This is a genomic window from Pontibacter russatus (assembly GCF_009931655.1).
Classification (GTDB): domain Bacteria; phylum Bacteroidota; class Bacteroidia; order Cytophagales; family Hymenobacteraceae; genus Pontibacter; species Pontibacter russatus.
In genome coordinates this window covers 4,000,982-4,026,571 of the sequence record NZ_CP047984.1, presented here as the reverse complement: position 1 = coordinate 4,026,571, position 25,590 = coordinate 4,000,982, and the positions used below count along the sequence as shown (strand labels likewise).

Here is a 25,590-nt window from a genome sequence, read left to right as displayed (position 1 = left end):
CTATATAACAGGTTAGAGAAATTTTATATAGCCTCGCCCTTCGCTTATATCACCACCTCGTAGCCATATGCCTCGTGGTCGCCGTCCAGCGTCATGAGTTCCTCGGCGTAGCTGATGAGTTCTTTTGCCCGGTGCGCCGCCGTGTGGTGGGCCAGCACCTTTTTACGGGCCCGCTCGCCTATCATCTTGCGCTCCGACTTACAGATTTCTCGCAAATACCGGAGGGTGTCTTTGGCTGTATGCGACACCAGTATCTCGGACTCAAAATCAAAGATGGAGTCCAGCCCCTCCCAGTAGTCCGATATAATGGGGGTGCCGCAGGCTGCCGCCTCGAAGAGGCGCACACTGGGCGCGTACCCCGCCTGTATCATGTCGGCCCGGGTGATGTTCATGGTGAAGCGCTGGCTGTTGTAGAACTTCCGGTGCTCGGCGGGCGGCAAATGGTGGATGTACCGGGTATTGGCAGGCCACGCGATGCTCTCCGGGTACTGCGGGCCCGCCACCACAAAGCGGCCGCCCGGCCAGGCGCGCGCCGCGTCCAGCATGAGCTGCTCCAGGGGCGGCTGACGGTCATCGGAGTAGGTGCCGAGGTAACCCAGGTCCCAGATGGCCTCCCTTAATTCGGGATAATACAGCGAAGGGTCGACGGAGCAATACAGCGCCCGCGCCATCGGGGAGCCGTGCTGCCGCTCCAGCAAATTCAGTGTAGGCCCACCGGTAAAAGAGAGGTAAAGATCGTACTTCGGGATCAGGCTGGGGTGCAGGTACTCATAGTCTCCGCGCTTGAGCTTGGCCAGCGTGACGGGTGTGTCGATGTCGTAGAAGGCCTTGATGCCGTGCGCGGTCTCCATCACCCACTCGCCCACCTGCACGCCTTCCGGCACATAAGACCCCACGATCACCAGATCCGCCTCCCGCACCTGCGCGGTAAAATGCTTCAGGTCCTTGAGGGAGACATACAGTTCCGTTTCGCAATACTCCGGCTCGGGCAGGTCGCGGTGGCCGGCGTACCAGGGCACGTCGCGCTCCAGGAAAAGCACGTGGTGCCCCAGCTTGTTCAGCTCGCGCACCAGTCCGCGGTAGGTGGTGGCGTGGCCGTTTCCCCAACTTGAGGTAATCGATAAACCGAGTATAACGATGTTCATGCCCATGCTGCGTTAGATTTTCGTATATAGTTGTACAGCAGCACTTCCAGTTGCGCTGCGCGGTGGCTGTAAGTGTGTGCCGACAGTACTTTTGCATACGCAGATTCTCCTATTTTCTTTGCCTTTTCTGCCGTTAAATCAGCCAGAATTTCCGCCACTTCTGCCCCGTTTCTGGCTACGAGTATTTCTTGGCCCGGCACAAAGAAAAAATCGATGCCTTCCCAGTAGTCGGTGATGATGCAGGCACCGGCTCCGGCGGCCTCGAACACCCGCGTGGCCGGTGAGAAACCGTAGCGGGCCATGCTCTCGCGGCTGATGTTGAGCACTGCCTTGGGCGTGCAGTTGAAGGCGTTGTGGTCGTTGGTGTACACATGTCCAATGTAGCGCACGTTATCGGGCATCTGCCTGTCGCCCCAGCCGCTGCCCCCGATGATGAATTTCCTGTTCAGTTCCAGCGCCGCCGGCTTCAGGAAAAACTCATCCACGCGCGCCTCGCGGTCCGGCAGGCGGTTGCCCAGAAAAGCCAGGTCGCAGGCAAACTTTGGATCGGGCGCCACCGGGAAGTGGGTGGACGTGTCGAGCGCGTTATATATCGGCACGCATTGTTTAGCGCCCAGCGCCTCATAGGCGTTTACCACCGGGTCGCCGCCGCCGTAGGTCAGGATCATGTCGTATTGTGGAATCAGTCGGTGAAACTGATCATGCGGGTTGTGGTGTACGCGGTCCAGCGTGGCGGGCGCGTCCACATCCCAGAACACCACCAGCCGCTCCGGCGTCTGCAGTTTCAGCACTTCGCGCTCCAGCAGTTCGTCAAACACGCCCACGCCGCTGGCTTTTACCACCATGTCGGCCCCGGCCGCCTGCTCCAGGCAGCTATATACCGCCGCCTCGGTCGCCTCATATACCACCACCTTCGCCCAGTCCGGGTCGTCCATATCACGGTTTTGCTGGCGGTCGTAAGCATCAGGCTCGTAGAAGGTTACGTGGTGGCCGCGTTCGCTCAGGGCGCGCACGATGCCCCGGTAGTAGGTGGCGGCCCCGTTCCAATACGCCGACACGAGGCTGGAGCCGAAGAAGGCTATCCGAAGTTTTTTATCGTTCATGCAGCACTTGCTCTTTTGGGGTGAGATATATTTTGGAGGCGGCTATGCCCAGCTCTTCGCTTATCCGCTCTAACTCATCCACGCGGTGGGCGCAGGTGTGGCGGCTAAGGATGGTCTGGAGGCCATGCTCGGCTACTTCCTTCGCCTTGAATGGACTGTTCAGTACAGCTTTCAGCTGCTCCTTCATTTCATCCCCTGTACGGGCCACGAGAAAATCCTCTCCGGGAGTGAACAGGCGCTCGGCATCATCCCAGGGCGAGGAGATGAGCGGAATGCCGCTGGCCATCGCCTCGAACGGCCGGATGGTCGGGATGCCCGGCAGCGCCTCTACGTAAGGCCTTCGCGGCACGTGTACCGTTACTTTGTACTTGGCAAACTCCTCGGCCGCTTTATAGTTGGGCAGCCAGCCGCCGTATTCGATGCCCGCATCGGCCAGGGCTTTCAGCGCATGGTCGGGGTAGCGCACGCCATATATCTTCGCCTTCAGCCCCAGTTCCTTCACCGGGTTTATCAGGAACTCGTGCAATTCGGCCGTGCGCTCCTCATCGCCCCAGTTCCCAATCCAGACCAGGTCGCCTCTATACTCCTTGCGCTCGTGCGGATAGAAGACAGAGGTGTCGGCGGCCTCGTGCCAGGTCCAGGCTTTGCGCGTCCAGTTCTGCTGCAGGTACAAATCACGAATCACCTGCCCGAAGGCCAGTACGCCGTCGTAATGCGTCAGGTCGTAGTTGGCCATGGCCTCGCGCTCGGTTACGGCCCGGTGGTGGGTGTCGTGGAACAGCAGTTTGTAATGGCTGTTCTTCGCGTGGTGCCCGCCGATGCGCTTCACCAGTTCGTGCTCGTTCCACTCGTGTACCAGCACCAGGTCGGTGCCTTCCAGCACAGCATCTAAGTCAAGGGATTCAAGGGTGTAAAAATTGGTGCGGATGCCGGGGTAGTACTGCTGCAGTTCTTCCAGTTTCTCCTCCCCATAGCCCTCCACCAGGTTCTGCAGGCTCCATCCATTCTCCGGTTCATATACCTCCACCCGATGGCCCCGCTCCTCCAGTTCACGCACCACGCCGCGCAGAAAATGGGCGTTGCCGTGGTTCCAGTCAGAGAGAATCGAGTGGTAGAAAAGGGTTATCTTCATTTTTTTAATTTTGAATTTTGAATGATTGAATTTAGAATAATTGGATTTGTTTTTCTATTCAGTTATTCAAAATCCAATTATTTGAAATTCAAACCGCAGCGGTTTGTCGCAGCAGCTGCCGGTAGGCGTGGTCGTAGTCCTGGCCCATCGGGTCGGCGGTGTAGCCGTGGGAGCGCTTGACGGCACGGCATCCCATGATGTTGCGCACAAATTCGTCCTTTATCAGCAGGTTGATGGTGTCGCGGAGCTCATCAGCGCTGTTCGGGTCTACATAGCGGGCGGCATTACCCCATATCTCTGCCTGGCTCTCGGTTTTGCCCACCACCAGCGCGCAACCTGACATGGCGGCCTCCAGCATGGTGAGGCCAAAAGGCTCATACCGTGCCGGCAGGGCATATATAGAGGCACGTGAAAGCCAGTCCGCCACCTCTTTCTCCGACAGCTGCCCGAGGAAGTGTACGTTCTCGAGGTCGACAGACTGGCCGGTGGCGGGGTGCCTGTCATCGCCGGCTATATATACCGGCCAGTCCAGGTCGGAAGCGATGTGGGCCAGCATCGAGATGTTCTTGGCCTCGTCCCACACGCGGCCCATGCTGAACACGAACGGCTCCTTCTTCCCAAACCGGAAGCTGTCCTGCCCGCGGCCGTTATATATCACCGAGCGCGCCCTGAACGGGCCGTAAAGCGACTCTGCCTGGTTCATCATGGCCTGTGTGGGCGCAATCACCATGTCGGCGGCCTGCAGCCCGCGTGTCACCATTTCTTTGTAAGTGTCCCATTCTTTCGGGGCCTCGCCGCCCTTCACGGCGCCCCACCACGACCGCACGCAGGAATGCACCACCACCACCACCGGCACACCCCACTCCAACGCTCCGTGTACCAAGCCGTTCAGATGCACCAGGTCAGGCTGCACCTCGTCTTTCAACTTCAGCAGCCACTGCCCCGCCTCCCGGACGTCCTCCCAGGGGTTCTCCATCCACTCCAGCTTGTAGGTGCTCTCATGCACCGTCAGGTTGTTCAGTTCTTCCGCCTGCCTGCGCTGGTCCTCGCTCAGGGGCGCGCCCATGGTGGCCAGGGTGACTTGCGTGCCGAACGGGGCCAGGGCGCCCACCAGTTCGATGGCATAATTCCAGACGCCGCCCACGGTGTCTGCCGTCATTAAAATTTTTGAAGGATGCTGTGCTTCCATATTATTCTTATCTGCCGTAAATTTTGTCTAGTACCTGCGCCACCTTCACAAACTCCTCCGCCTCTTCGTGGAAGCCCTCGCCTTTGGCCAGCCGCGCGGCCCAGGCCACGCCCGCCCTGCCCGACCATTCGTCCGGCGGAGAGCTTAGCGTTTCCGTCTTTGTGCCGTAATAGCGCTCCGCCACGAAATCGTAGAACGAGCCGTTCACGTTTTTCAGCGCCACGCCGCCCGCCGTGCCATAGAAGGTGGCGCTGATGATGGCTTCCTGCCCCGCCGGCAGGTTCCAGGAGCAGCTGAGCTGTACATGGGTGTTCCCGTCGAGTTCGATGCTGGCGGTGGCATAATCCTCCACTTTCCCCTCAGCCATGCCGATGGGCTTTCCTTTGGCATAGAGCTGGCTCTGCACCTGCCGCACCTTCGGGAAGTTCATCGACCACAGGGCCAGGTCCACGAGGTGAACGCCCAGGTCGATGACGCAGCCGCCCCCCGACAGCTTCGGTTCGTAGAACCAGGCCTTGTCCGGGCCATAGGCGTTGTGGAACACCAGCTCAATGGCATATATATGGCCCAAATCTCCGCTTTGCACCACTTTATATACCTCCTGCATGGCCCTGGTATGGCGGTAGGATAAGTCCACGCCCAGCAGTTTGTTATTGCGGCGGGCGGCTTCCACTACGCGTTTTGTCTCCTCTACGTTGCGGCCCAGCGGCTTTTGGCAGAAAACGGCTTTGCCCGCCTCCAGCGCCAGCTCGCTCTGCTCGGCATGAAAAGCGCTCGGCGTGGCGATGACGACAGCGTCTACCTCCGGCTTCTGCAGCATGGCCTCCAGCGAGGACACCTGCTTTGCCTCCGGCGCGCTTTTCAGGGCTTCCTGGGCATTCTGAGGGGCGGTGTCGGCTATACAGCTTACCTCGCCCACGCCATTTTTTGCTATCATCTCCATGCGGTTGCGGCCAATCCAGCCCACGCCCAGAAAACCAAGTTTGGGTATAACAGCGGAAGAAGAAGATGCTATAGAATCCTGTTGCTTTTCAAGTGTCGTTTTCTGCATGATTAGTAGCTGATGAGGGCTTTTACAAAACCGTCGGGGCGGTTGGTGAGGCTATGGAACGCCTGCGCTATATTATCCAGTGTGAAGGAATGGGTATAAAGCTTGTCCGGGTTCAGGGTGCCCTCGGCCACGGCGGCCACCGCTTCCTTCATTCCTTTTATATACTCCTGCGGGTCGCGCTCGTGCGCGTTGATGACGTCGATGCCGCGCCAGTTCCAGAGTTGGATGTTCACCTGCCGCATGCCGTCCTGGTGAAAACCAGCGATGATGAGTTTTCCGCGCTCTGCAGTCAGTTCGCCCGCCAGGTTCAGGGGCCACTCTTTTCCGGTGCATTCGATCACCCGTTCGCAGAAGTTGCCGTTGGTGAGCCCTTTTACTTTCTCGATGATCTGGTAGTGGTCGTCCATCGGGATGATTTCATCCGCACCGCACTCTTGCGCCACCTTTAGCGAGAAATCCCGTTGGGATATGGCAATCACCCGCGCCCCCGCGTTTTTAGCCAGTTGCACCAGCAGGCCCCCCAAAAAACCAACGCCCAGAATCGCAACTGTCTGGCCTGCGGAGATATCGCTGCGCCGGAAGATGTTCATGGCGCAGCCCAGCGGCTCGCCGGGGAAAGGCTTTCCGGCCAAAGCCTCCGGCAGTTTCACCACCTTGTCGGCATCCGCTATATCAAACTCGGCATAGGAGTTATAGGAAAGCGCGGCCACGCGGTCGCCCACCCGTATATCCGTCACGCCTTCTCCCAGGGCATCTACTAATCCCCATCCTTCGTGGCCCGGGTTTCCGGCCGCAACGGGGTAAGAGAACCACTCCCGCCCCTCCCACACCGGAATGTTGGAGGCGCAAAGGCCGCAGCCCTCGAGGCGCAAACGCACCTGCCCTGCCCCCGGCTCCGGCAGATTTACTTCCTGTACTGCTACCTGTTTCGGCGCTGTCACCACAGCGGCTTTCATGGTTGTGGCCGGGGTGTCGGCCACAGCTTTGTCTTCAGTTGTCAGTGTCTCGTGCATACTCAGGCTACTGCTGCTTTTATGGCAGGCTCTTCTTTATATAATTTCGATGTCAGGATACGCGGCACTTTATAGCCCCGGTTTTCGCAGAGCCACCGGTACAGCTTGGCCACGCCCTCCTGCACGTCGTGCCGCGGGTACCAGCCGGTGGCTTGCTGGAACTTGCGCGTGTCCGACACATAATAATGCTGGTCGCCGGGGCGCCAGTCGCCGAACTTCAGTGGAATCTCCTCGCCGCGGTACCGGCCGATGGTTTGCAGCAGTTCCAGCAGGCTCACGGTGTTCTCCGGTCCGCCCCCGATGTTGAAGGCCTGCCCCGAGATGCGGGCTATATGCTTGTTGGCCAGCAGGAAGGCATCCACCAAATCCTCCACAAACAGGATGTCGCGCACCTGCTTGCCGTCGCCATATATGTTCACCGGCTTATCCTCAATGGCCCTGATGGCGAAGTGCGCCACCCAGCCCTGGTCTTCGTTGCCGTACTGGTGCGGGCCATATATACAGCTCATCCGGAACACCGCCATCGGCAGGTTGTAGGTGCGGGCGTAGTCGATGACGTACTGGTCGGCGGCGCCTTTGGAGCAGCCGTAAGGGCTGTGGAAATCGAGTGGCCGCGCCTCGCTGATGCCGTGCTCTTTGATGGCCTTGGTGGCCGGGTAGTAGCGGGAGCCGTTGGAGATGAACTCCAAATCCTCGAGGCTGCCATATACTTTGTTGGTGGAGGTGAACACCAGCGGCGGCGGGTTTTCCTGCTCCCGGATCGCCTCCAGCACGTTGATGATGCCGCGGGCGTTTATCTCAAAGTCGTTGATGGGAAAGTCCAGCGAGGTGGTGACGGCCACCTGGGCCGCGAAATGATAGACGGCCTCGGCGCGCCGCATCACGAAGCGCACGGTCTGCAGGTCGCGGATATCGCCTACATATACCTCCAGTTGGTCGGGGTAAGTTTCGTGCAGCCACTGCAGGTTCTGCTCCACCCCGTCGCGCGAAAGGCTGTCGAACACCAGCACCCGCTTGCCCTCCTGCAGCAGGCGCTTGGCCAGGTTGGTGCCCACAAAGCCCGCCCCGCCCGTTATCAGTGTATAGGGCGCCGCGTTTTCGTGGATGGTGCGTTTGATGTAATCCAGGTGATATAGCCCGTCGATGCCGTGCTTGGCCCACAGGCGGTACAGCAGCTTGGTGGCACCGCTGGAGTGTTTCAGGCCGAAGTGATATTCCCGGTCATCCAGGTGGAAACCCGCCACCGTGGGCAGCTTTGCATCCAGGTCATATATACCGTACCAGTAGACGCGCGAAGCATCGGCCTGCAGGGCCTCCTTAAACTCCTGCACCTGTTTGTATTCGTCGTGCTGCCAGGTAGAGAAGCCCGCCTCCGTAATCCAAAGCTCGGCTTTGCAGCCGTGGTGGTCGAGCACCTGCCGGATGGTTTTTATATTGTCCTGCCAGCCGTCCCACATCTGGTCGAACACAAACGGGAAGCCGTGGATGCCCACCGCATCGATATACTGCATCACGCCGTGCTCAAACATGGTGTGCAACCAGTTCGGGTCTATCGGGCTCATGCCGCCCAGCAGGGTTTTCTTGCCGCGCTGTTTGCACCAGTAGGCCGCGCCACCCACCATCTCTGCAAACTTGTTCCAGCCGTAGTCCAGCGTGAAGTCATACTCCACCTGGTTGTTGGGCTCGTTCCACAGCTCCACCCACTCAAAGTGCTCGCCCATGTCGGTGATGAACACGTCGAGGAAATCGGCGTAGGCCTTGCGGTCTCTTGGCGGGGATGAAGTGCGCGGTTTTTCGCCCAAAGAGGGCGGGGTGTAGAGGAAACAAGGCAGCACGCTCACTTCCCTGGCCAGTGTCGGGATGAGCCAGTCGTACCAGCCCTTGCCCTCCGGTGTATAGTAGTCTGCCCACGACACCCCTGTTCTGAGTTCTGTCACGCCCAATGCTTTTAAGTCGGCGAGCACCTGCCGCACCCGCTCATACTCCCCCACCCGGAACCATTCCACGAGTCCGACTACGGGAAGTGACTTTTCATTTTCAGCGCTTTTTATATCCATCATGATGTGATTCGTTTTTTATATATCATAAGATGGGGTGCTTCTTATTTTATATTCTATATTCTATTTTATTCCAATTATACCGTCAGGCCGCGGGCTGCCAGTTCGGCGCTTGCCTCGTTCACCCTGTCGTACGCGATCTGCCCCTCGAGCCAGTTGGCCAGCTCTTCCAGCCCGGCGTTGAACTCCACCTGCGGGTAAAAGCCCAGCACCTCCTTCGCCAGCGATATATCGGCGTAGCAGTGGCGGATGTCGCCTACGCGGTACTTGCCGGTTACCTCCGGCGTCAGGTGCGGCCTGTCCATCACGTTGGCCAGCCTTTCGGCTATCTCCTGAATGGTGTAGTTGTTGCCGCTGCCCACATTGAATACTTTCCCGGCTGCTGCCTCGCTCTCCATCGCCAGGCGGCAGGCCAGCGCCACGTCGCGCACATGCACAAAGTCGCGCTGCTGGTACCCGTCCTCGAAGATCATGGGGGAATTGTTGTTCAGGAGGCGGGAGGCGAAAATGGCCAGCACGCCGGTATATGGGTTCGATAACGCCTGGCGGGTGCCGTACACGTTGAAGAAGCGCATGGCCACCGTCGGGATGTTGTAGGCGCGGCCCACCATCAGGCAGAGGCGCTCCTGGTCGTATTTGGAGAGGGCGTATACCGACGACAGCGACGGCGTTTTAGACTCTGAAGTCGGAACAGGCTGCAGTGGCTCCCCCTCTGTGCCGTACAGTTCCCAATCCGAGGCCTTCAGTTGCTCCAGCGGGCGCTCCTGCACCGTCACCAGTTCGCCGGTCTCATTTTTATACAGCCCCTCGCCGTAGATGCTCATGCTGCTGGCCACCACCAGTTTCTTCACGGGCTTCTTGATGAGGGCCTCCAGCAGCACGGCGGTGCCCATGTTGTTCACGTCGGTGTACTCCTTGATTTCGTACATGCTCTGGCCCACGCCCACCATGGCCGCGAAATGGAACACGTAGTCCACGCCCTCCAGGGCCCGCGCCACGTCCTCCGGGTTGCGCACGTCGCCCACCAGCAGTTCCACCTCCTCGTGCAGGTACTCCGGCCGCTCACAGCCTTTGCCATGCACCTGCTCGCTCAGGTTGTCCAGCGCCCTTACCGCGTATCCCTGTTTCAGCAGTTCATCCGCCAGGTGCGACCCGATAAAGCCGGCGCCTCCCGTTATCAGAATTTTGTTTTTCATAGTTTATGCTTCGTTCGGTATATGTTCAATTCGGTCTAAATAAATCTCAGAAAGGCTGGGCCGTGGGCCTGAGCGTGATGTGGTTGACGGAAACGCCCGGCGGCTTGCTCAGGGCATATAGCACGGCGTCCGCCACGTCATCCGCCGCGATGGTGCCGTAGCCGATGTCCTCCGCCGTGTGAAATCCGGAAATGGTGTTCTGAAAAAAAGCGGTGTCCGTAACGCCAGGCGCCACTACCGTTACCCGCACGTGGGGCAACACCTCCTGGCGCAGCGTTTCGGCCACCACCTCCAGGGCTGATTTGGTGGCGGCATATATACCGCCGTAGGGATAGGCCTGCCCCGCCGACACAGACGACACCAGCACCACATCGCCGTGGCCCGCCGCCAGCATGCCGGGCACAAAGGCCCGTATCATCCGGAGCGCGCCCAGCAGGTTGGTGTCGATGATTTGCCGCCACTTCTCCGGGTCGCCCTCTGTCAGCTTTTCGTGGATGCCGCGCCCCGCGCTGCAAATAAGTATATCGGGCGCTCCGAGCCGCTCCTGCACACCCGCGAAGAGGGAGTCTATAGCAGTTGCGGAGGCAACATCGCAGGTAAAGGGATGGGCGCTGGTGGGCAGACTGGCGGGGATATGCAGGTCGGCAACGGCTGTAAGGGCACCGGCGGCAGACAACTTGTCCACTATGGCCCGACCAATACCGGAACCACCACCGCTTACCACTGCCTTTTTGCCTTTTATGTGCTGCACTATGCCTGTTTAATTCGAGACTCTATATATAAATAGTTAAATCCTTGTCTGGTAGCTAAAACGTAGGACTAGCGGGGAGGGTTGTAGATGCTTTTATAGCGCTATATAAAAACTGCCTAATTTTACTGTAATCCTCCTATTATGAACCATTTGCAGCTGCCACAAAAATTTAAGTATTTTGAAGGCCGCAGCGGCTCCTTCGGCCCTGATAGAGAAAATCCTAAATCACACCGATAAACCGGATGAGCTTTGAGCACATACCCCTGCTGCAGGACGCGCGCGTGCTGCTCCGTCCCTTCCGCCAGGAGGATATACCGGCGCTTGCCGCCATTGCCCTGGAGGAGGAGATCTGGCGCTATATGCCGACCCGCATCAGCAACGCACAGGAACTGGAGGCCTGGGTGCAGACGGTGACCGAGGGCTACCGCCTCGGCTCACGCTACACCTTCATGATTGAGGACAAAGCGACGGGGCGACTGGCCGGGAGCACCAGTTACGGCAACATCTCAGAGCCAGACAAACGCCTTGAAATCGGCTGGACCTGGCTGAGCCGGGAGTACCGGGGCAGCGGCCTGAACCGCCATTGCAAGTTCCTGCTGCTGCGCCACGCCTTCGGGGAGCTGCAGATGGAGCGGGTGGAGCTGAAAGGCGACGCGCTGAACACCCGGTCGCGCAGAGCCATGCTGAAGATTGGGGCCACGGAAGAGGGCATCCTGCGCAGCCACACCCTGATGCACGACGGCCGCCGCCGCGACACTGTGTATTATAGCATCCTGCGCACCGAGTGGCCACACATCAGGCAGACGGTATTCGGGGACTTTGCGGTATGAGGGTGCAGCCAGTTTGCGTATATTGTTTTACAATATGAGAACGAAGACGAGAATCAGGTTGCTAACGGTTTTTTTTAGCATTACATTATTGTGTGCATTTGGCTGTGTACCCTATTTCACTTATTTAGATATTAAAGAGTCAGGAGTTATTGAAACAAACCTAAGTTCGTTGGCAGCCCTCTTCATGCTGCTACTTTTCGTGGGCGGGCTTGTGGCTATAGTGAAGTATGCTAAGGTTATAACAATCGACGAAGAGAAACAAAAAGTAATTGTGCTGCACCCGCTTCTTCTCAAAAGGAGAGTTTATAATTTTAGTGATATAATAGGATTCAGGTGGTTAGCTGTAAATGCGAGAATTTACTATAAATCGATAAAATTAAAATCTACTGAAGGAAGAGTCTACCAATTTACAGATTTCGAAGTAAGAAACTTTAGAGATATGGAGAGGGTCATTCACAGAGTCTTTGACTTAAGGTCTGCAGATAGTTGGAGACCACTTTCAAAGCAGCAAAGGCGATTTGAAGTGCAGAGGAGTAGATTATTTGACATAAGTCAGGCTGAGGACATTATTCTGAGCTTAAAGCTCGGATTTGCTCTTATTACTTTTATAACTTTTCTAATTCTACATCATCTATATCAGAAGGACTTCAAGATTAGCTTGAGTTATTGGCTGTTATTCTCAGTTATTCTTATTTCTATTTATGGCGTGAGCTTAAAATATAGAAAAGTCAGTCTTCACCTCGAAAATATAAAACAAGACAAGGTTCATATATGAGTTCAATCGTTAGACACCCTATCCATATATAACCAAGCCCATACCGATTGGAAAAGCGCGCGCCTCAAAAAAGCTATCCACAGCCAAGGATTTTCCTGATCCGCCACGCCCGCCCTATGGTGGCCCGGAAAGGCTTTGCGGATGCCGCAGCCGCCCGCCAGTATATAACAGATTACGATGCCGCCCAGGTGGAGGAGTTTGTGCTGCAGCACGAGGCCATTCCCTACAAAGAGATCAGGGAGGTCTACTGCAGCACCCTGATCCGGTCTCAGCTGACGGCCAGAGGCATTTTCGGGGAGCAGGTGCTGCTGAAGGTGAGCCCCGATTTCCGGGAATTTGAGCGGAAGATTTTCTCGCTGCCGCTGCTGCGCCTGCCCATCAGGCTGTGGCTGGTAACCGCACGCGTCCTGTGGTTCCTGGGTCTCAACCACAAGGGCATCGAGACCTTCCGGGAGGCGAGGCGGCGGGCCCGCAAATGCGCGGAAACGCTGGCGGAGGATGCTGACAAGAAAGGCACTACCGTGCTGGTGGCGCACGGTCTACTGAACAATTTCATCCGGAGGGAGTTAAAACGGATGGGGTGGCGCTCCAGCATCCACGGCGGCAACAGCTATCTGGCGGTGCATGCGCTTGTCCGGCGTGGGCAGGAATAGCTTCAGCGGAAGGAACACCTGTAAAGAACGCACACGGGCAATTGCTGGGAGCCTTTTGGCCCGTCATCCGATCGTCGTGAGCGCAGCGCCATATGGCTCGTATCACCCCGCCGGATCTCAGGGATGCTTCCTTGTCCAACACCTGCAAAGCACAAAGGTTACTGTAGCTACATTAGTTTTTTTATTCGTGTGCCGTTCGCTAATTTGCACCCCGCTTTGCTCCGGGTGTTTTATTTTCGATTTAACAGTACGCTTTATATACCCAGGTTTTTAACCATTCTATTTTACTCTAAAAAACAACTTACATGAAGAGAATTCTACTCTTGAGTTTTGCGCTGGTGCTCGTCCTGCTGCAGCAGGCTTATGCGCAGGGCCGGACTGTGTCTGGTACGGTGACCGACCAGAGCACGTCGCAGGGGCTGCCCGGCGTGGCAGTGATTGTGAAAGGAACCACCGTGGGCACCACCACCGGCGCAGACGGCTCTTATATGCTGAATGTTCCCGCTGAGGGGGCCGTCCTGGTGTTCCGGTTTATAGGCTACGAAACGGTAGAGCAGGCGATAAGCCAGTCGGGCATTGTGAATGTGGCCCTGCCGGTTGATAACGAGCAACTGCAGGAAGTGGTGGTGGTCGGCTACGGCACCCAGGAGCGCCGCGAGGTAACCGGTGCCACCGCCAAAGTGACCGCCGAAGAGCTCGCCAGCGTTCCGGTGGTGAGCGTAGACCAGGCGCTGCAGGGCCGCGCCGCCGGTGTGCAGATTTCCCAGAACTCGGGTACGCCGGGGGCGGGCATCAGCGTGCGCGTGCGCGGGGCCACTTCCATCTCTGCCGACAACCAGCCGCTCTACGTGGTGGACGGTGTGCCGCTGACCACAGGCGACTACTCGCAACTGGACTATGGCGGCCAGAGCGTGAATGCCATCGCCGACCTCAACCCCAACGACATTGCCTCCATCGACATTCTGAAGGACGCCTCGGCCGCCGCCATATATGGCTCCAGGGCCGCCAACGGCGTGGTGCTGATCACGACCAAGCGCGGGTCCAACAGCAAGACGCAGATCAACTTCAACGCCTACGGCGGCACACAGAACATGTGGAAGAAGCCGGACTTCCTGGAGGCCGACGAGTACAAGGAGATAATGGTGGAAGCGTACGTGAACGATGGCATCCTGGACGCAGGCGCCACCTTCGATGACTTCCTGGAGTGGTATTATTACGACAATTATTTCGGGCTGGACGAAGAGGGAAACGTGTTGAGAGACCAGCGGGACTTCGAGCTCACCAACACCGACTGGGTGGATGAGGTAACACGAACCGCCGCCATCCAGAACTACGAGCTCTCCCTGAGCGGGGGCGACGCGAAAACGCGCTACTATATATCCGGCAACTACTTCGACCAGGATGGCATCGTCATCGGCAGTGAGTACAAGCGCTACTCCACCCGCCTGAACCTGGACCACAACGTGAACGACAGGCTGACCTTCGGCGCCAGCATTCAGCTGAGCCGCTCCGAAAACAACCGCATCGTGAGCGACAACACCCTGTATGGCCCGTTCGCGAACTCCCTGGCGGCCTCTCCCATCTTCCCTGTTTACTACCCGGACGGCGGCTACACCCGGCCGAACTACTTCTACACCAACCCGGTGGCGGAGGGCACAGAGAACGACGACGCCACCACGAGCCTGCGCGCCCTGGGCAACGTCTTCGCCCGCTACACCCTGACGCCAGGCCTCGCCCTGCAGGTAAAGGGCGGTTACGACGCCCTGAACATAGACGAGCGCCGCTACACCCCGACCAACTACCCCGGCTCTTTCTCCACCGCCACCGGCGGCGAGGGCACCAACGCCACCACCACCGCCACCAAGCTGCTGCTGGAGTCCACGCTCAGCTACGACAAGGTATATGGCGAGGTCCACAACGTATCTGCGGTAATCGGAACCAGCGTGGAGAAAAATGACCTGACGGCCTCTTATGTGACCGGAAAGGGCTTCCCCGGAGAGCGCTTCCGCTACCTCGAAAGTGCCGCCCGCATCGACGACGGCTCGAGCTCCCTGACCGAGAGCGTGCTGCTGTCCTACTTCGGCCGCCTGAACTACAGCTTCCGCGACAGGTATCTGCTGGGCCTCAACTTCCGCGCCGACGGCTCCTCCCGCTTCGGCGAGAACACCCGCTTCGGTTATTTCCCGTCGGTGTCTGCCGGCTGGCGGCTGATTGAGGAGGCGTTTATGGCGGATATAGACCTGCTGAGCGAACTGAAGCTGCGCGCCTCCTACGGCATCACGGGCAACCAGGAAATCGGGAACTTCAGCTACCAGGCCCTGGTGACGGGTGCCAATTACCAGGACCTGCCGGGCATCACCCTCACCCAAATCCCGAACCCGGACCTGAAGTGGGAAACGACCAGGCAACTGAACGTGGGCGCCGACATCGGCTTCCTCAACAGCCGCATCAACCTGGCGGTAGACTACTATATCAAGAAAACGGACGACCTGCTGTTCTCACGCCCGATAGCCACCCAGAACGGCTTCGCCAGCTACCAGTCGAACATCGGCGCCACCGAGAACAAAGGCTTTGAGCTGGCCCTGAACACCGTAAACGTGGACGGCGGCGCAGACGGCATCAACTGGTCTTCGGATTTCAACATCGCGTTCAACAGGAACCTGGTGACGGAACTGTACGAGGGCCAGGATATCTTCTACGGCTTCGGCGGTAACTCCCTTGTGCTGCGCGAGGGCGAGCCGATCGGCACGTTCTACGGCTTCCTGACGGACGGCATATACAGCACAGCCGATGAAGTGCCCGTTTCCCGTCAGGAGCAGGGTGCCCAGGCCGGTGACGTGAACTTCCGCGACATCAGCGGCCCCAACGGCGAGCCGGACGGCATCCTCACCGACGATGACCTGACCATAATCGGCGATGCGCAGCCCGACTATGTGGGCGGCTTCACGAACACCTTCCGGTATAAAGGCCTTGACATGAGCGTGTTTCTGCAGTTCTCCGTGGGCGGCCAGATTGCCAACCCCGCGCACCAGTACCAGCAGCACCTGGGCAACGACTACCTCGACGACAACATGCTCTCGCTGGTGGGCGACCGCTGGCAGAAAGAGGGGGATATAACCGACGTGCCGCGAGCCACTGTGGACGACTTCAACGACAACAACCGCAGCAACTCTTCGCGCTTTATATATGACGGCTCCTACACCCGCGTCAAGAACCTGGTGCTGGGCTACACGGTGCCCTCCGCTTTAACAGAGCGCGTTAAACTGAGAAGCCTGCGCCTCTATGCCCAGGCGCAGAACCTGCTCACCTTCACCGATTACCCGGGCTTTGACCCGGAGGTGAACTACGCCGGCACATCCAACACCACCCTCGGCGTGGACTTCTACACCTTCCCGCAGACCAGGACAATCACATTCGGTATCAACCTTGGTTTATAAGAGATAAAGAAAGACAACCATGAAAAAATATTCAACCATACTGATAGCCGCGCTCGGCCTTTTCTCCTTCGCAGGCTGCGAGGAGGTGCTGGAGGTGGAGCCCACCACGGCCATAGAGGCCGAAGGGGCCGTTGTTGATTTCACCACGCTGGACCGCTCCGCACTCGGGACCTACAGTGCCCTGCAGGACCAGGATTACTATGGCTTCCGTTACCTGCTGTACCAGGGCCTGTACGCCGATAACCTGACGTTTTCCGGCACATTCACCACAGACAGGGAGGTGGCCAGCCAGCGCATCAACGCCTCTAACCTCCAGATTGCCAGCACATGGGCCGCCATCTACACCGCCATCAACCGGGCCAACATCGTGATTCGGGACGCGGAGCGCCTGGCGGGGAACTCCGAGATAACTGAAGCGGAGCGTGCCGGAATTGTGGGCGAGATGAAGTTTATCCGCGCCCTGGCCCATTTCGACCTGCTGAAAGTCTTTGGCGGCGTGCCGGTGGTGACCAGCCCGACCACGACGATAGCAGAAATCCAGAGCCTGCCAAGGGCGACAGAGGAAGCGGTATATGCGGCCATCATCGCGGACCTGCAGGACGCAAAAGCCGCCCTGGAGGGCACCGGGGGAAACGAGCGGGCCACCGGCCTGGCGGCCGCGGCCCTGCTGGCGCGCGTGTACCTGCAGCAGGGTGACTATGCGGCAGCGGAGGCCGAAGCCTCAGAGGTAATTAACAGCGGCGCCTATGAGGTGGTGGAGGATTTCGGCGCCTTGTTTACACAGGAAGGAGGCCCGGAGGCGATTTTCGAGCTGAACTTCACGCTGAACGACCCGAACGCCCTGGGCACCGCCTCCGACCCTACCTCTTCGGGCCAGCGGTTCTATGTGAGCGAGGATGTTTACGAAGCCTTTGCGGCGCAGGCCGACACTGTCGTGACCGAGCGGGTGACGGCAGATGGAACAACGGTGACGGACACGACCGTCTACACAGACGAGCGTTTCGAGGCCACCACGCGCTTTGAGCGGAACAGCCGCCGGCTCATCAAATATGATGATGTCACCAACAACGCCGACAACGTGATCGTGCTGCGGCTGGCCGAGGTGTACCTGATTCGGGCAGAGGCGCGCGCGCGCATGGCCGACGCGGCTGCGGCGGCAAGCCCCGAAGTGATTTCAGACATCAACCTGGTGCGTGAGAGAGCCGGCCTGCTTCCTGTAGAGGCGCTTACCAACGCAGAGGCGCTGGAGGAAATACTGGAGCAGCGCCGCCTGGAGTTCGTCGGCGAGGGACTGCGCTTGATGGACCTGAAGCGCTACAACCTGACCTGCGACTTGCTCGGGTTCTGTGAGGAGGACGGCGAAGCCTTCCGCAACCTGTGGCCCATCCCGCTGCAGCAGATCGAGGTGAACCCCAGCCTGACGCAAAACCCCGGCTACTAAAGCCTGTAAACCTTCCTGAAAAGGCGGCTCCCGTATATATGGGAGCCGCCTTTTTTTATTTTTACATATAAAACTAAACCTTTAGTTTATAAACTAAGTAATTAGTTATATATTGGTTCACCATTATCAGATATAGCCTATATATGAAAGAGCTGACGAAAGCCGAGGAAGAGATTATGCAGGTACTCTGGAAGCTGGAGCGGGCCTTCGTCCGCGACATACTGGAGGAGTTGCCGGAGCCGAAACCCGCCTACAACACCGTGTCCACGATAGTGCGCATCCTGGAGAGCAAGGGCTTTGTGGGGCACGAGGCCTTCGGCAAATCACACCAGTACCACCCGCTGGTGGCGCAGGACAAGTACAAAAGCTACTTCCTGAAAAACTTCATGAGCGGCTACTTCGGGGGATCGTTCGAGAAACTGGTCTCCTTTTTCGCCAAAGACAACAACCTGAACGTGCAGGAACTGGACCAGCTGCTGCAGCAGGTAAAACAGGACATAGACACAAACCAGGAGGACCAGCAAGATGGAAGCAACACTTAACTTCGCACTCAAATCAGGGATAGGGCTGCTGATGCTGTACCTGTTCTATTACACGCTGCTACGTAACCAGACCTCTTTCCGGTTCAACAGGGCTTACCTGCTGCTGGCCCCGCTGGTGGCGCTAACGCTCCCGCTGGTCACATGGCCCGCCCTGCTTGCCCCCGCTCCCGCCGTGGCAAAGGCGTTGCAGGCCATTCAGCTGAACGAAGTGGTGGTCGTTGCCTACAGGCCATCCGGCAGCATTCTGGCGGATTACTTGACACCTGCCCGTATGGCGCTGGCCATATATGGACTGGTGGCTGCGGTCCTCCTGCTCCGGCTTTTCCGCCAGCTCTGGCATATCCGCCGCCTGAAATCGGACGCCATACCCGTAGAGCAGGCAGCGGGAAGGGTCCATATACTGCGGTTAAAGCAGCCCCATGCCTCCTTCGCCTTCCTGAACCATATATACCTGAGCAACCAGGAGCAGCTGAGCCCGCGCGAACGGCGGCAGGTGCTGGCCCACGAGCTGGCGCACGTGCAGCTCGGCCATACTTACGATGTGCTCTACTACGAACTGCTCTCCGTCGTGCTGTGGTTTAACCCGCTCGTCTGGCTGCTGAAACAGGAGCTGCGGAACGTGCATGAGTTTCAGGCCGATGCCCGCGTGCTGGAGCAGCACCAGCCGCAGGAATACCGCGCCCTGTTGTCAAAGGAAGTGCTCTTTAACATGGGCGTGCCCGTGGGCAGCTATTTCCAGAAGCCGCAGGTGCTGCGCCGGTTATATATGCTGCAGCGGGGCAAGCAGGCCGGCTGGTTGAGGCCCCTGCTTACCTTGCCCCTGCTACTCGTGCTGCTACTCTCCCTTTCTTCCCAGCAGGTAACCGCCGATATAGCCTCGCAACTTACCTCTACGGCACAGGCAGCACAATCAAATGAGGCAACTTCTGAATCGTTAAATCCTGGTGAAGATATGATTGAGCTTCCTGAGACTCAAGCAAAGGCTGATGCTAAAATGCCTATCATGAGGGGTGACACAACAGAAGACACGCCTGTTCAGGAAGATAAACCCACTGATAATATACATAACCTCCATTATATAAAACCATACACTTATGTGGAGCAGATGCCTCAGTTTAAGGGCGGCGAGGCTGAAATGATGAAGTTCCTAGGCATGAATGTCCGCTATCCGAAAGAGGCACAGGAGGCGGGTGTGGAGGGCATCGTTGTGGCCAGCTTCGTTGTTGAGAAAGACGGTACGCTCAGCGACATCCAGATCATTAAAGACCTGGGAATGGGCACCAGCGAAGAAGTGATACGCGTGATAGAGAAAATGAGCGGCCAGTGGCTGCCCGGCAGGCAAAATGGCGACGCCGTGCCTGTGCGCTACACGTTGCCCGTGCGGTTCACTATCAAATAACTAGGCACAGCATCCAAATTTATTCCTGCAGCATCCTATTTAAACCAGCTGAAAAGCTGGGACAGAAATCTCATTGCCTGAATTTTCCTTATTTGTCAATCCTATATAAATACGTCATGAAAAAGCTTAGATTATTCCGCATTATTAAACTGACACCTTTGCTGGCTCTGCTTTTTATCATCATATCCTGTTCTGCTGATGAAGAGCCTGCGGCACAAATTAAACAAGTAGAAGAAAAAGAGGCGCAGACCCTGAAACAAGCTGTTATTGCATCACAGGAGGATACTACAGTCTATACTTTTGCAGAGCAGATGCCGCAGTTTGAAGGCGGCGAGGCCGAAATGATGAAGTTTCTGGGCGAAAAAGTCCGTTACCCGGAGGAGGCACAAAAGGCGGGTATGGAGGGTATGGTGGTAGCCAGCTTTGTTGTAGAGAAGGACGGCACGGTCAGCGACATCCAGATCATTAAAGACCTGGGAATGGGCACCGACGAGGAAGTCATCCGGGTGATAGAGAAAACGAGCGGCAACTGGTTGCCCGGAAAGCAAGCCGGTGAACCAGTCAGGTTTCGCTATACCTTACCTGTGCGGTTCGCTATGAAATAATTTAAAGGGTGCTTTGATCGCTTCAATCATCAAAGCACCTCCCTCTTCGCCCGCAATATAGACCTAGGCCTGAGACAGAACTGGAATCCAACATGGTGAGTACGAGTATATAAAGACAACGAAGTTTAAAATAAAGTTGTATGACCTGAATATAATCCTGTTATCTTTATATGTCACCTCACTCCTTCCATCATGAAAAACAAGAACCTGTTTACCAGCCTGGCAACTACAGTGGTGTTATCTTCAGCCATTTTCTTCGCTCCAGAGGCATCGGCACAGACCTCAGCCCCAGACGCACCTGTATATAGCTTTGTGGAGCAGATGCCAGAATTTACAGGAGGCGACGCTGAACTGATGAATTTCCTGTACGGCAATATGCAATACCCGCAGGATGCCAGGGCCGCAGGCGTGGAGGGCATCGTTGTTATCTCGATGATCATAGAGACCAATGGCTCCATCACAAGCATTGATACCGTGAAAGGCTTGTCGGAGAGCACGGATGCGGAGGCAAAGCGACTGGCAGCCCTGACAGCCGGCAAATGGAGCACAGGCCGGCAAAACGGGAAGCCCATCCGGGTTAAGTACACGCTACCGGTCAGGTTCAGTCTGGCCACTGACGGCAGCCCGGCAGTAATGAGTAAAATGCCACAGTTCAAGGGAGGCCAGGAAGCAATGATGCGCACCATCTATAAGCAGTTGCAGGTGCCAGCCGCTGCCCGGAAGGAGAACGTGAATGCCCGGGTGGATGTGAAGTTTAACATAGAAAAGGACGGCAGCGTCTCGAACGTGGCCATTGCCGGCACCAGACTGAAGCGCTCCGTGGGGGCCGGAGCCGATATGGATTATATGGACGCCTCCACTTTCAAGCTGCAGGACATGTCTGTGCTTGCCCAGCTCACCGAGGCAGCCATTGGCGCCGTCAAGCGCACCAGCGGCATGTGGGAACCCAGCCTGCATGGCGGCAAGCCTGTGGTGGCGGAAGTGACCCTGCCCGTGCTGGTTTCAGGCGCAGGGAAACCCGACATAAGCCAGCAGTTAGAGACCATGCAGCTGGCGTACCAGTCGGATGCTTACGACAAAAAAGCCATATATGAGGAGCATGAGGTGGATGTAAGCGCAGCCCTGCAAGACGGGCCTGTTTACAAGTTCCTGGCAGAGCACCTCCGCTACCCGGCGGGTTCTGATTTCACCGGCCGCATGAGGGTGTTCTACATCGTACAGCTCAACGGGAGCATCATCGGCCCGATAATAGAACACAAGGAGGAAGAACCGGAAATTGCCGCTGAAATCAAACGCGTCTTCGCCCTGACAGAAGGCAAATGGGTTACGGCGCAGAAAAACACACAGCCCGTTGCGGCCTCCCAGGAACTGATAGTTGAATTTGTAAAGGAGGCGGGCAAGCAGCAAGCAACCGCCCCGGGCGCTGCCCCCGCCGATGTGGTGGTAATAAAGGGTAAATAAATCTTTCTGTCATCTCATAAATCCAACTGTCATCTCGAACAACGTGAGAGATCTTTATAGAATTCCAGATAGATTTCTCACTGTGTTCGAAATGACAGAAAGAATCAGAGCAGCAGCATTAACCATTTGTACTCCCGTATAATATGGTTTCTCATAACTACTTTGTTTATATCACGACGAATCCGCGAAAAACGACATTATATATAGGTGTCACAAACTATTTGGCACGTCGGCTTCAGGAGCACTTCATGAACTGCGGCAACCCTTCCACATTCGCTGGCAGGTATTTCTGTTATAATCTGATCTACTTTGAACGGCATTCGCAAATAATCCATGCCATTGAGCGGGAGAAAGAGATCAAGAAGTGGAGCAGAACCAAAAATGGAAACGCTGATATGCAGTACAAATCCATTTTGGGAATTCCTCAACCTGCAAGTTCAGGATGATGAAAGCTAATTCATATTGTACTAAACAGCGCAAAAGTTTATTTACAAACCTAAAAAGGCACCTTTTGATTCATATATAACAGACCGCCCCGGCCATAAATGGCCGGGGCGGTCTGTTATATATGAATCTGCTGAATTTATTAACAGCACTCTAAAACTGCCAGTCTTCGTTCAGCATGGCAATGGCGTGGTGAGCCGTCATATCAAACTGGCAGGGCACAATCGACACATAGTTATTTACCAGCGCCCACTCGTCGGTGTCCTCCCCTTTATCGTAGTTCACGAAGCTGCCCGTCATCCAGAAATATTTTCGGTTGCGCGGGTCCAGGCGCTCGTCAAACTCCTCCTGCCACCTGGCCTGCGCTTGCCGGCAAACCTTGATGCCTTTTATCTTCTCCCCGCTTTTCTTGGGCAGGTTCACGTTCAGGGCCGTGTTGTCGGGGGTGCGGTGCTCCAGCGCCTGCCGGATGATCTGCTCCACAAACTCCTCGGTATGGGAGAAATCAGCCTCATGCCCATAGTCGCACAGCGAGAAGCCGATGGAAGGCAGGCCTTCGATGGCCGCCTCGATGGCCGCCGACATGGTGCCGGAATACAGCACGCTGATGCTGGAGTTGGAGCCGTGGTTGATGCCGCTCACCACCAGGTCGGGCTTGCGCTCCCTCAACACGTGGTGCTTGGCCAGCTTCACACAGTCGGCGGGGGTGCCGGAGCACTCATACGCCTCCAACCCCAAGTCGGCAAAGGCGATGGATCTATCCAGGCGAAGGGTGTTACCAATGGTGATGGCATGCCCCATGCCTGACTGCGGGCCGTCAGGCGCCACCACCACGACCTCTCCCACCTTCATGGCTATTTTCACAAGGGTGCGTATGCCGGGGGCGGTAATGCCGTCGTCGTTCGAGACCAGAATCAGTGGTTTTGCCATTTTATTATTTTTAGTTAACGTATGATAAAATAAACGAATTCGTTATTCGTGCTAATATACTACAACCTCCCGCTGCAGGACAAGGTTTAACTGAAGAAACATAAAGCAGATAAGTACGATGAACATCCGAAATATACTATATGCCATTTTGCTGGGAGTGAGCATGGCCGCCTGCCTCTCGCAAAACGACGAAACCACCACTGAAAACGAAGAACAGGTAGAGGCCACCGCCACCACGCCAGCCGAACCGGAGCCCGCCGATCTGGTGATAGAGAAAGGGCGGGCGGGCAACATCCGGTTGGGCGTGCCCATTGCGGAAGTGCGGCAGAATGTAGTGGAAGGCACCGTGGTAAACGACACCCTGCTGACGCAGGAAGGGCAGCAGGCCACAGCTTACGTGCTGCACGCCACCGACAAGGCAAAGGGCCTGCTGATTGAGCAGCAGTGCGAACCGGACTGCCAGGTGTGGCGCATCAGCGTCCTCAGCCCCATTTACAAAACAGCCGAGGGCATCGGCGTCGGGTCCAGCTACGGCGAGGTGAAAGCGGCCTACCCCATCACCACGGTGGCGGTGGAAGAAGACAATTTTGTGGCGGTTTCCGATTCTGCGGGCATGAGCTTTATGCTGGACGATACAAAGCTGCCGCAGGACGGGAAGGAACTGGGCCGGTACGATCCGGGAAACATTCCGGATAATACCCCGGTGACGCGCGTGCTATTATATTAGCACGTTGCAATATTGAGTACGAATACGTATTATTGCTCCTATGGCATTCCTACGCTCAGACTATTCCTACAGATCCTTTGGCCTGCTTCTGCTGCGCATCGGCATCGGCGCTATGTTCATCCTGCACGGCTGGCCGAAGCTGGCTGGCGGTGTGGCCTACTGGGAAGCCGTGGGGAAAGCGATGGAAGTGGTCGGCATCACGCACGCGCCCGCGTTCTGGGGCTTTATGGCGGGCACCGCCGAAACGGTGGGCGGCCTGCTGCTGGTGCTGGGTCTGTTCTGGCGCCCCGCCTGCCTGCTGCTCCTGGCCGTTATGCTGGTGGCCACAGCCCGGCATCTCTCGGCCGGCGACGCATTCAACGACTATTCCCACGCCGCGGAGGCCGCCATCCTCTTTCTTGCGCTTTTCTTCATCGGCCCCGGCAAGTACAGCCTCGACAGCAAATTTTTCCCCAGCGACAAGTACCGCAGCCGGTTCAAACGGATAGTGGTGTGAGAAATTTGCAAGCAGTTTATATATAGCCCTCCAAGCGTTCCCATGAAATATTCCCTGCTCTTTTATCTCTTCCTGGCTGGCCTGTTTTTGCAGCCTGCAACGGCCCAGACAGCGAAGCAAGCCCGTACAGCCCAAGCCACCTACACGAACCCCCTGGACGTGCAGTTCGGGGATCCCTACGTGCTGCGCACCGGGGATATGTATTATATGTATGGCACGGGCGGCGGAGCAGAGAAGGGATTTGCTGCTTACTCCTCCAAAGACCTTGTGAACTGGAAGCCGGAGGGGCAGGTGTATTTCCACGACAACAAAAACGGCTGGAGCGACCCCAATGCCGGTTGGGGCGGGGCCTACTGGGCACCCGAGGTATATGAGGTGGACGGAAAGTTCTACATGTTTTACAGCGCCCAGTGGAAGGAGAACCCAACCAACGAGGAGGAGAACTTCCGCATCGGGGTGGCGGTGGCCGACAAGCCTACCGGGCCTTTTATGGATATGGCCCCGGAACCGGTTTTTGACCCTGGCTACCCCATCATCGATGCCAACGTGTTTTTTGATACCGACGGCAAAGTATATCTATACTACTCCCGCGCGGCCTACAAGCACCCCGTGGAAAGCGAGATAGCAGACTGGGCCCGGAATAAAGGCTGGTTCAAAGAGATAGAAGAAAGCTGGGTATATGGCGTAGAGCTCAAACCCGATTTCTCCGGCGTTATCGGCGAACCGGTGCTGTTGCTGCGCCCGCCCGTTAGCCTCAACGACAAGCAGGCCGAGTGGGAAAGCCGGTCGGTAACAGCCAACGAAGTGAACCGCCGCTGGACGGAGGGGTCGGTTACATTCAAGAAAGACGGCCTGTATTACATCATGTATTCGGCCAATTATTTCGGTGGCCAGCATTATGCCGTTGGCTACGCCACCTCCGATTCGCCTTTGGGCCCGTTTCAGAAAGCGGCCAATAACCCGGTGCTGCAGAAAAACACGGCCAAAGGCGGCACGGTAACAGGCACGGGCCACAACAGCATCACGTACTCCCCGGACGGCAAGGAAATGTTCATCGTCTACCACGCCAGAACAACCGAAACAGGAGACGAACGCGTGGTGTTTATTGACCGCATGGAGGTGAAAAACGGGAAAATAACTGTCTTCGGCCCTACCACCACCCCGCAAAAGCTTCCTTCGGGTGTAAGGACGGATAGTAAGAAATGATGTGTCT

The 25,590-nt window shown here is 57.0% G+C and carries 23 protein-coding genes; 13 read left to right on the top strand and 10 right to left on the bottom strand.

Features of this window, described 5'->3' with window-relative positions; all coding sequences use genetic code 11:
• Positions 1 to 44 precede the first annotated feature (44 nt).
• From GSQ62_RS16725 to GSQ62_RS16685, 9 genes are all read right to left on the bottom strand, one after another.
• Entirely contained in the window at positions 45 to 1,145 is a 1,101-nt protein-coding gene (locus GSQ62_RS16725; protein ID WP_161890573.1) for a CgeB family protein, read from the bottom strand.
• Positions 1,142 to 2,248: a CgeB family protein gene (locus tag GSQ62_RS16720; RefSeq protein WP_161890572.1), complete on the bottom strand. Its 1,107-nt coding sequence runs from the start codon at positions 2,246 to 2,248 to the stop codon at positions 1,142 to 1,144. Before GSQ62_RS16720 ends, GSQ62_RS16725 begins: the two co-directional genes overlap by 4 nt.
• On the bottom strand, positions 2,238 to 3,380 hold the full coding sequence (locus GSQ62_RS16715) for a CgeB family protein (RefSeq protein ID WP_161890571.1): 1,143 nt from the start codon (positions 3,378 to 3,380) through the stop codon (positions 2,238 to 2,240). The genes GSQ62_RS16720 and GSQ62_RS16715 overlap by 11 nt, the downstream gene beginning before the upstream one ends.
• Before the next feature lie 88 nt (positions 3,381 to 3,468).
• Positions 3,469 to 4,539 carry a glycosyltransferase family 4 protein gene (locus tag GSQ62_RS16710; RefSeq protein WP_161890570.1) on the bottom strand — a complete coding sequence of 357 codons (1,071 nt, stop codon included), beginning with the start codon at positions 4,537 to 4,539 and terminating at the stop codon, positions 3,469 to 3,471.
• Between the two features lie 37 nt (positions 4,540 to 4,576).
• Positions 4,577 to 5,620: a Gfo/Idh/MocA family protein gene (locus GSQ62_RS16705; protein ID WP_161890569.1), complete on the bottom strand. Its 1,044-nt coding sequence runs from the start codon at positions 5,618 to 5,620 to the stop codon at positions 4,577 to 4,579.
• Positions 5,621 to 5,622: 2 nt separating this feature from the next.
• The gene (locus tag GSQ62_RS16700) at positions 5,623 to 6,633 is read right to left on the bottom strand and encodes an MDR/zinc-dependent alcohol dehydrogenase-like family protein (protein WP_237586726.1); all 1,011 of its coding nucleotides are present in this window, start codon (positions 6,631 to 6,633) and stop codon (positions 5,623 to 5,625) included.
• A gap of 2 nt (positions 6,634 to 6,635) precedes the next feature.
• Positions 6,636 to 8,693, bottom strand: a complete 2,058-nt coding sequence (locus tag GSQ62_RS16695) for an NAD-dependent epimerase/dehydratase family protein (RefSeq protein ID WP_161890568.1) — start codon at positions 8,691 to 8,693, stop codon at positions 6,636 to 6,638.
• 74 nt (positions 8,694 to 8,767) lie between these two features.
• Positions 8,768 to 9,886: an NAD-dependent epimerase/dehydratase family protein gene (locus tag GSQ62_RS16690; protein ID WP_161890567.1), complete on the bottom strand. Its 1,119-nt coding sequence runs from the start codon at positions 9,884 to 9,886 to the stop codon at positions 8,768 to 8,770.
• Positions 9,887 to 9,932: 46 nt separating this feature from the next.
• Positions 9,933 to 10,637, bottom strand: coding sequence for an SDR family oxidoreductase (locus tag GSQ62_RS16685; RefSeq protein ID WP_161890566.1), 705 nt, complete (start codon positions 10,635 to 10,637; stop codon positions 9,933 to 9,935).
• Positions 10,638 to 10,879: 242 nt separating this feature from the next.
• On the opposite strand from GSQ62_RS16685, the gene GSQ62_RS16680 reads away from it, so the two are divergent.
• From GSQ62_RS16680 to GSQ62_RS16635, 10 genes are all read left to right on the top strand, one after another.
• Positions 10,880 to 11,467, top strand: coding sequence for a GNAT family N-acetyltransferase (locus GSQ62_RS16680; protein WP_161890565.1), 588 nt, complete (start codon positions 10,880 to 10,882; stop codon positions 11,465 to 11,467).
• 34 nt (positions 11,468 to 11,501) lie between these two features.
• A complete protein-coding gene (locus GSQ62_RS16675; RefSeq protein ID WP_161890564.1) occupies positions 11,502 to 12,242 on the top strand; it encodes a hypothetical protein in 741 nt (246 codons plus the stop codon).
• A gap of 47 nt (positions 12,243 to 12,289) precedes the next feature.
• Entirely contained in the window at positions 12,290 to 12,895 is a 606-nt protein-coding gene (locus tag GSQ62_RS16670; protein WP_237586724.1) for a histidine phosphatase family protein, read from the top strand.
• Positions 12,896 to 13,200: 305 nt separating this feature from the next.
• Positions 13,201 to 16,332: a SusC/RagA family TonB-linked outer membrane protein gene (locus tag GSQ62_RS16665; RefSeq protein ID WP_161890563.1), complete on the top strand. Its 3,132-nt coding sequence runs from the start codon at positions 13,201 to 13,203 to the stop codon at positions 16,330 to 16,332.
• 19 nt (positions 16,333 to 16,351) lie between these two features.
• Positions 16,352 to 17,773, top strand: coding sequence for a RagB/SusD family nutrient uptake outer membrane protein (locus GSQ62_RS16660; protein WP_161890562.1), 1,422 nt, complete (start codon positions 16,352 to 16,354; stop codon positions 17,771 to 17,773).
• 143 nt (positions 17,774 to 17,916) lie between these two features.
• Positions 17,917 to 18,315 (top strand): BlaI/MecI/CopY family transcriptional regulator, encoded by a 399-nt coding sequence (locus GSQ62_RS16655; protein ID WP_161890561.1) that lies wholly within the window; start codon positions 17,917 to 17,919, stop codon positions 18,313 to 18,315.
• On the top strand, positions 18,299 to 19,714 hold the full coding sequence (locus tag GSQ62_RS16650) for a TonB family protein (protein ID WP_161890560.1): 1,416 nt from the start codon (positions 18,299 to 18,301) through the stop codon (positions 19,712 to 19,714). Before GSQ62_RS16655 ends, GSQ62_RS16650 begins: the two co-directional genes overlap by 17 nt.
• 116 nt (positions 19,715 to 19,830) lie before the next feature.
• Positions 19,831 to 20,319: an energy transducer TonB gene (locus GSQ62_RS16645; RefSeq protein WP_161890559.1), complete on the top strand. Its 489-nt coding sequence runs from the start codon at positions 19,831 to 19,833 to the stop codon at positions 20,317 to 20,319.
• A 192-nt stretch (positions 20,320 to 20,511) separates the two neighbouring features.
• The gene (locus GSQ62_RS16640) at positions 20,512 to 21,780 is read left to right on the top strand and encodes a TonB family protein (protein ID WP_161890558.1); all 1,269 of its coding nucleotides are present in this window, start codon (positions 20,512 to 20,514) and stop codon (positions 21,778 to 21,780) included.
• A 143-nt stretch (positions 21,781 to 21,923) separates the two neighbouring features.
• A complete protein-coding gene (locus tag GSQ62_RS16635) occupies positions 21,924 to 22,226 on the top strand; it encodes a GIY-YIG nuclease family protein (RefSeq protein ID WP_317164381.1) in 303 nt (100 codons plus the stop codon).
• Between the two features lie 151 nt (positions 22,227 to 22,377).
• Here GSQ62_RS16635 and surE read toward each other — a convergent pair whose 3' ends face one another.
• Positions 22,378 to 23,154 carry a 5'/3'-nucleotidase SurE gene (gene surE / locus GSQ62_RS16630; RefSeq protein ID WP_161890557.1) on the bottom strand — a complete coding sequence of 259 codons (777 nt, stop codon included), beginning with the start codon at positions 23,152 to 23,154 and terminating at the stop codon, positions 22,378 to 22,380.
• A gap of 118 nt (positions 23,155 to 23,272) precedes the next feature.
• On the opposite strand from surE, the gene GSQ62_RS16625 reads away from it, so the two are divergent.
• The 3 genes from GSQ62_RS16625 to GSQ62_RS16615 are packed head-to-tail and all read left to right on the top strand — an operon-like array spanning position 23,273 to position 25,583.
• Positions 23,273 to 23,881: a mechanosensitive ion channel protein MscS gene (locus GSQ62_RS16625; protein WP_161890556.1), complete on the top strand. Its 609-nt coding sequence runs from the start codon at positions 23,273 to 23,275 to the stop codon at positions 23,879 to 23,881.
• 40 nt (positions 23,882 to 23,921) lie between these two features.
• The gene (locus tag GSQ62_RS16620) at positions 23,922 to 24,377 is read left to right on the top strand and encodes a DoxX family protein (protein WP_161890555.1); all 456 of its coding nucleotides are present in this window, start codon (positions 23,922 to 23,924) and stop codon (positions 24,375 to 24,377) included.
• A 42-nt stretch (positions 24,378 to 24,419) separates the two neighbouring features.
• Positions 24,420 to 25,583: a glycoside hydrolase family 43 protein gene (locus tag GSQ62_RS16615; protein WP_161890554.1), complete on the top strand. Its 1,164-nt coding sequence runs from the start codon at positions 24,420 to 24,422 to the stop codon at positions 25,581 to 25,583.
• The last annotated feature ends 7 nt before the right edge of the window (positions 25,584 to 25,590 follow it).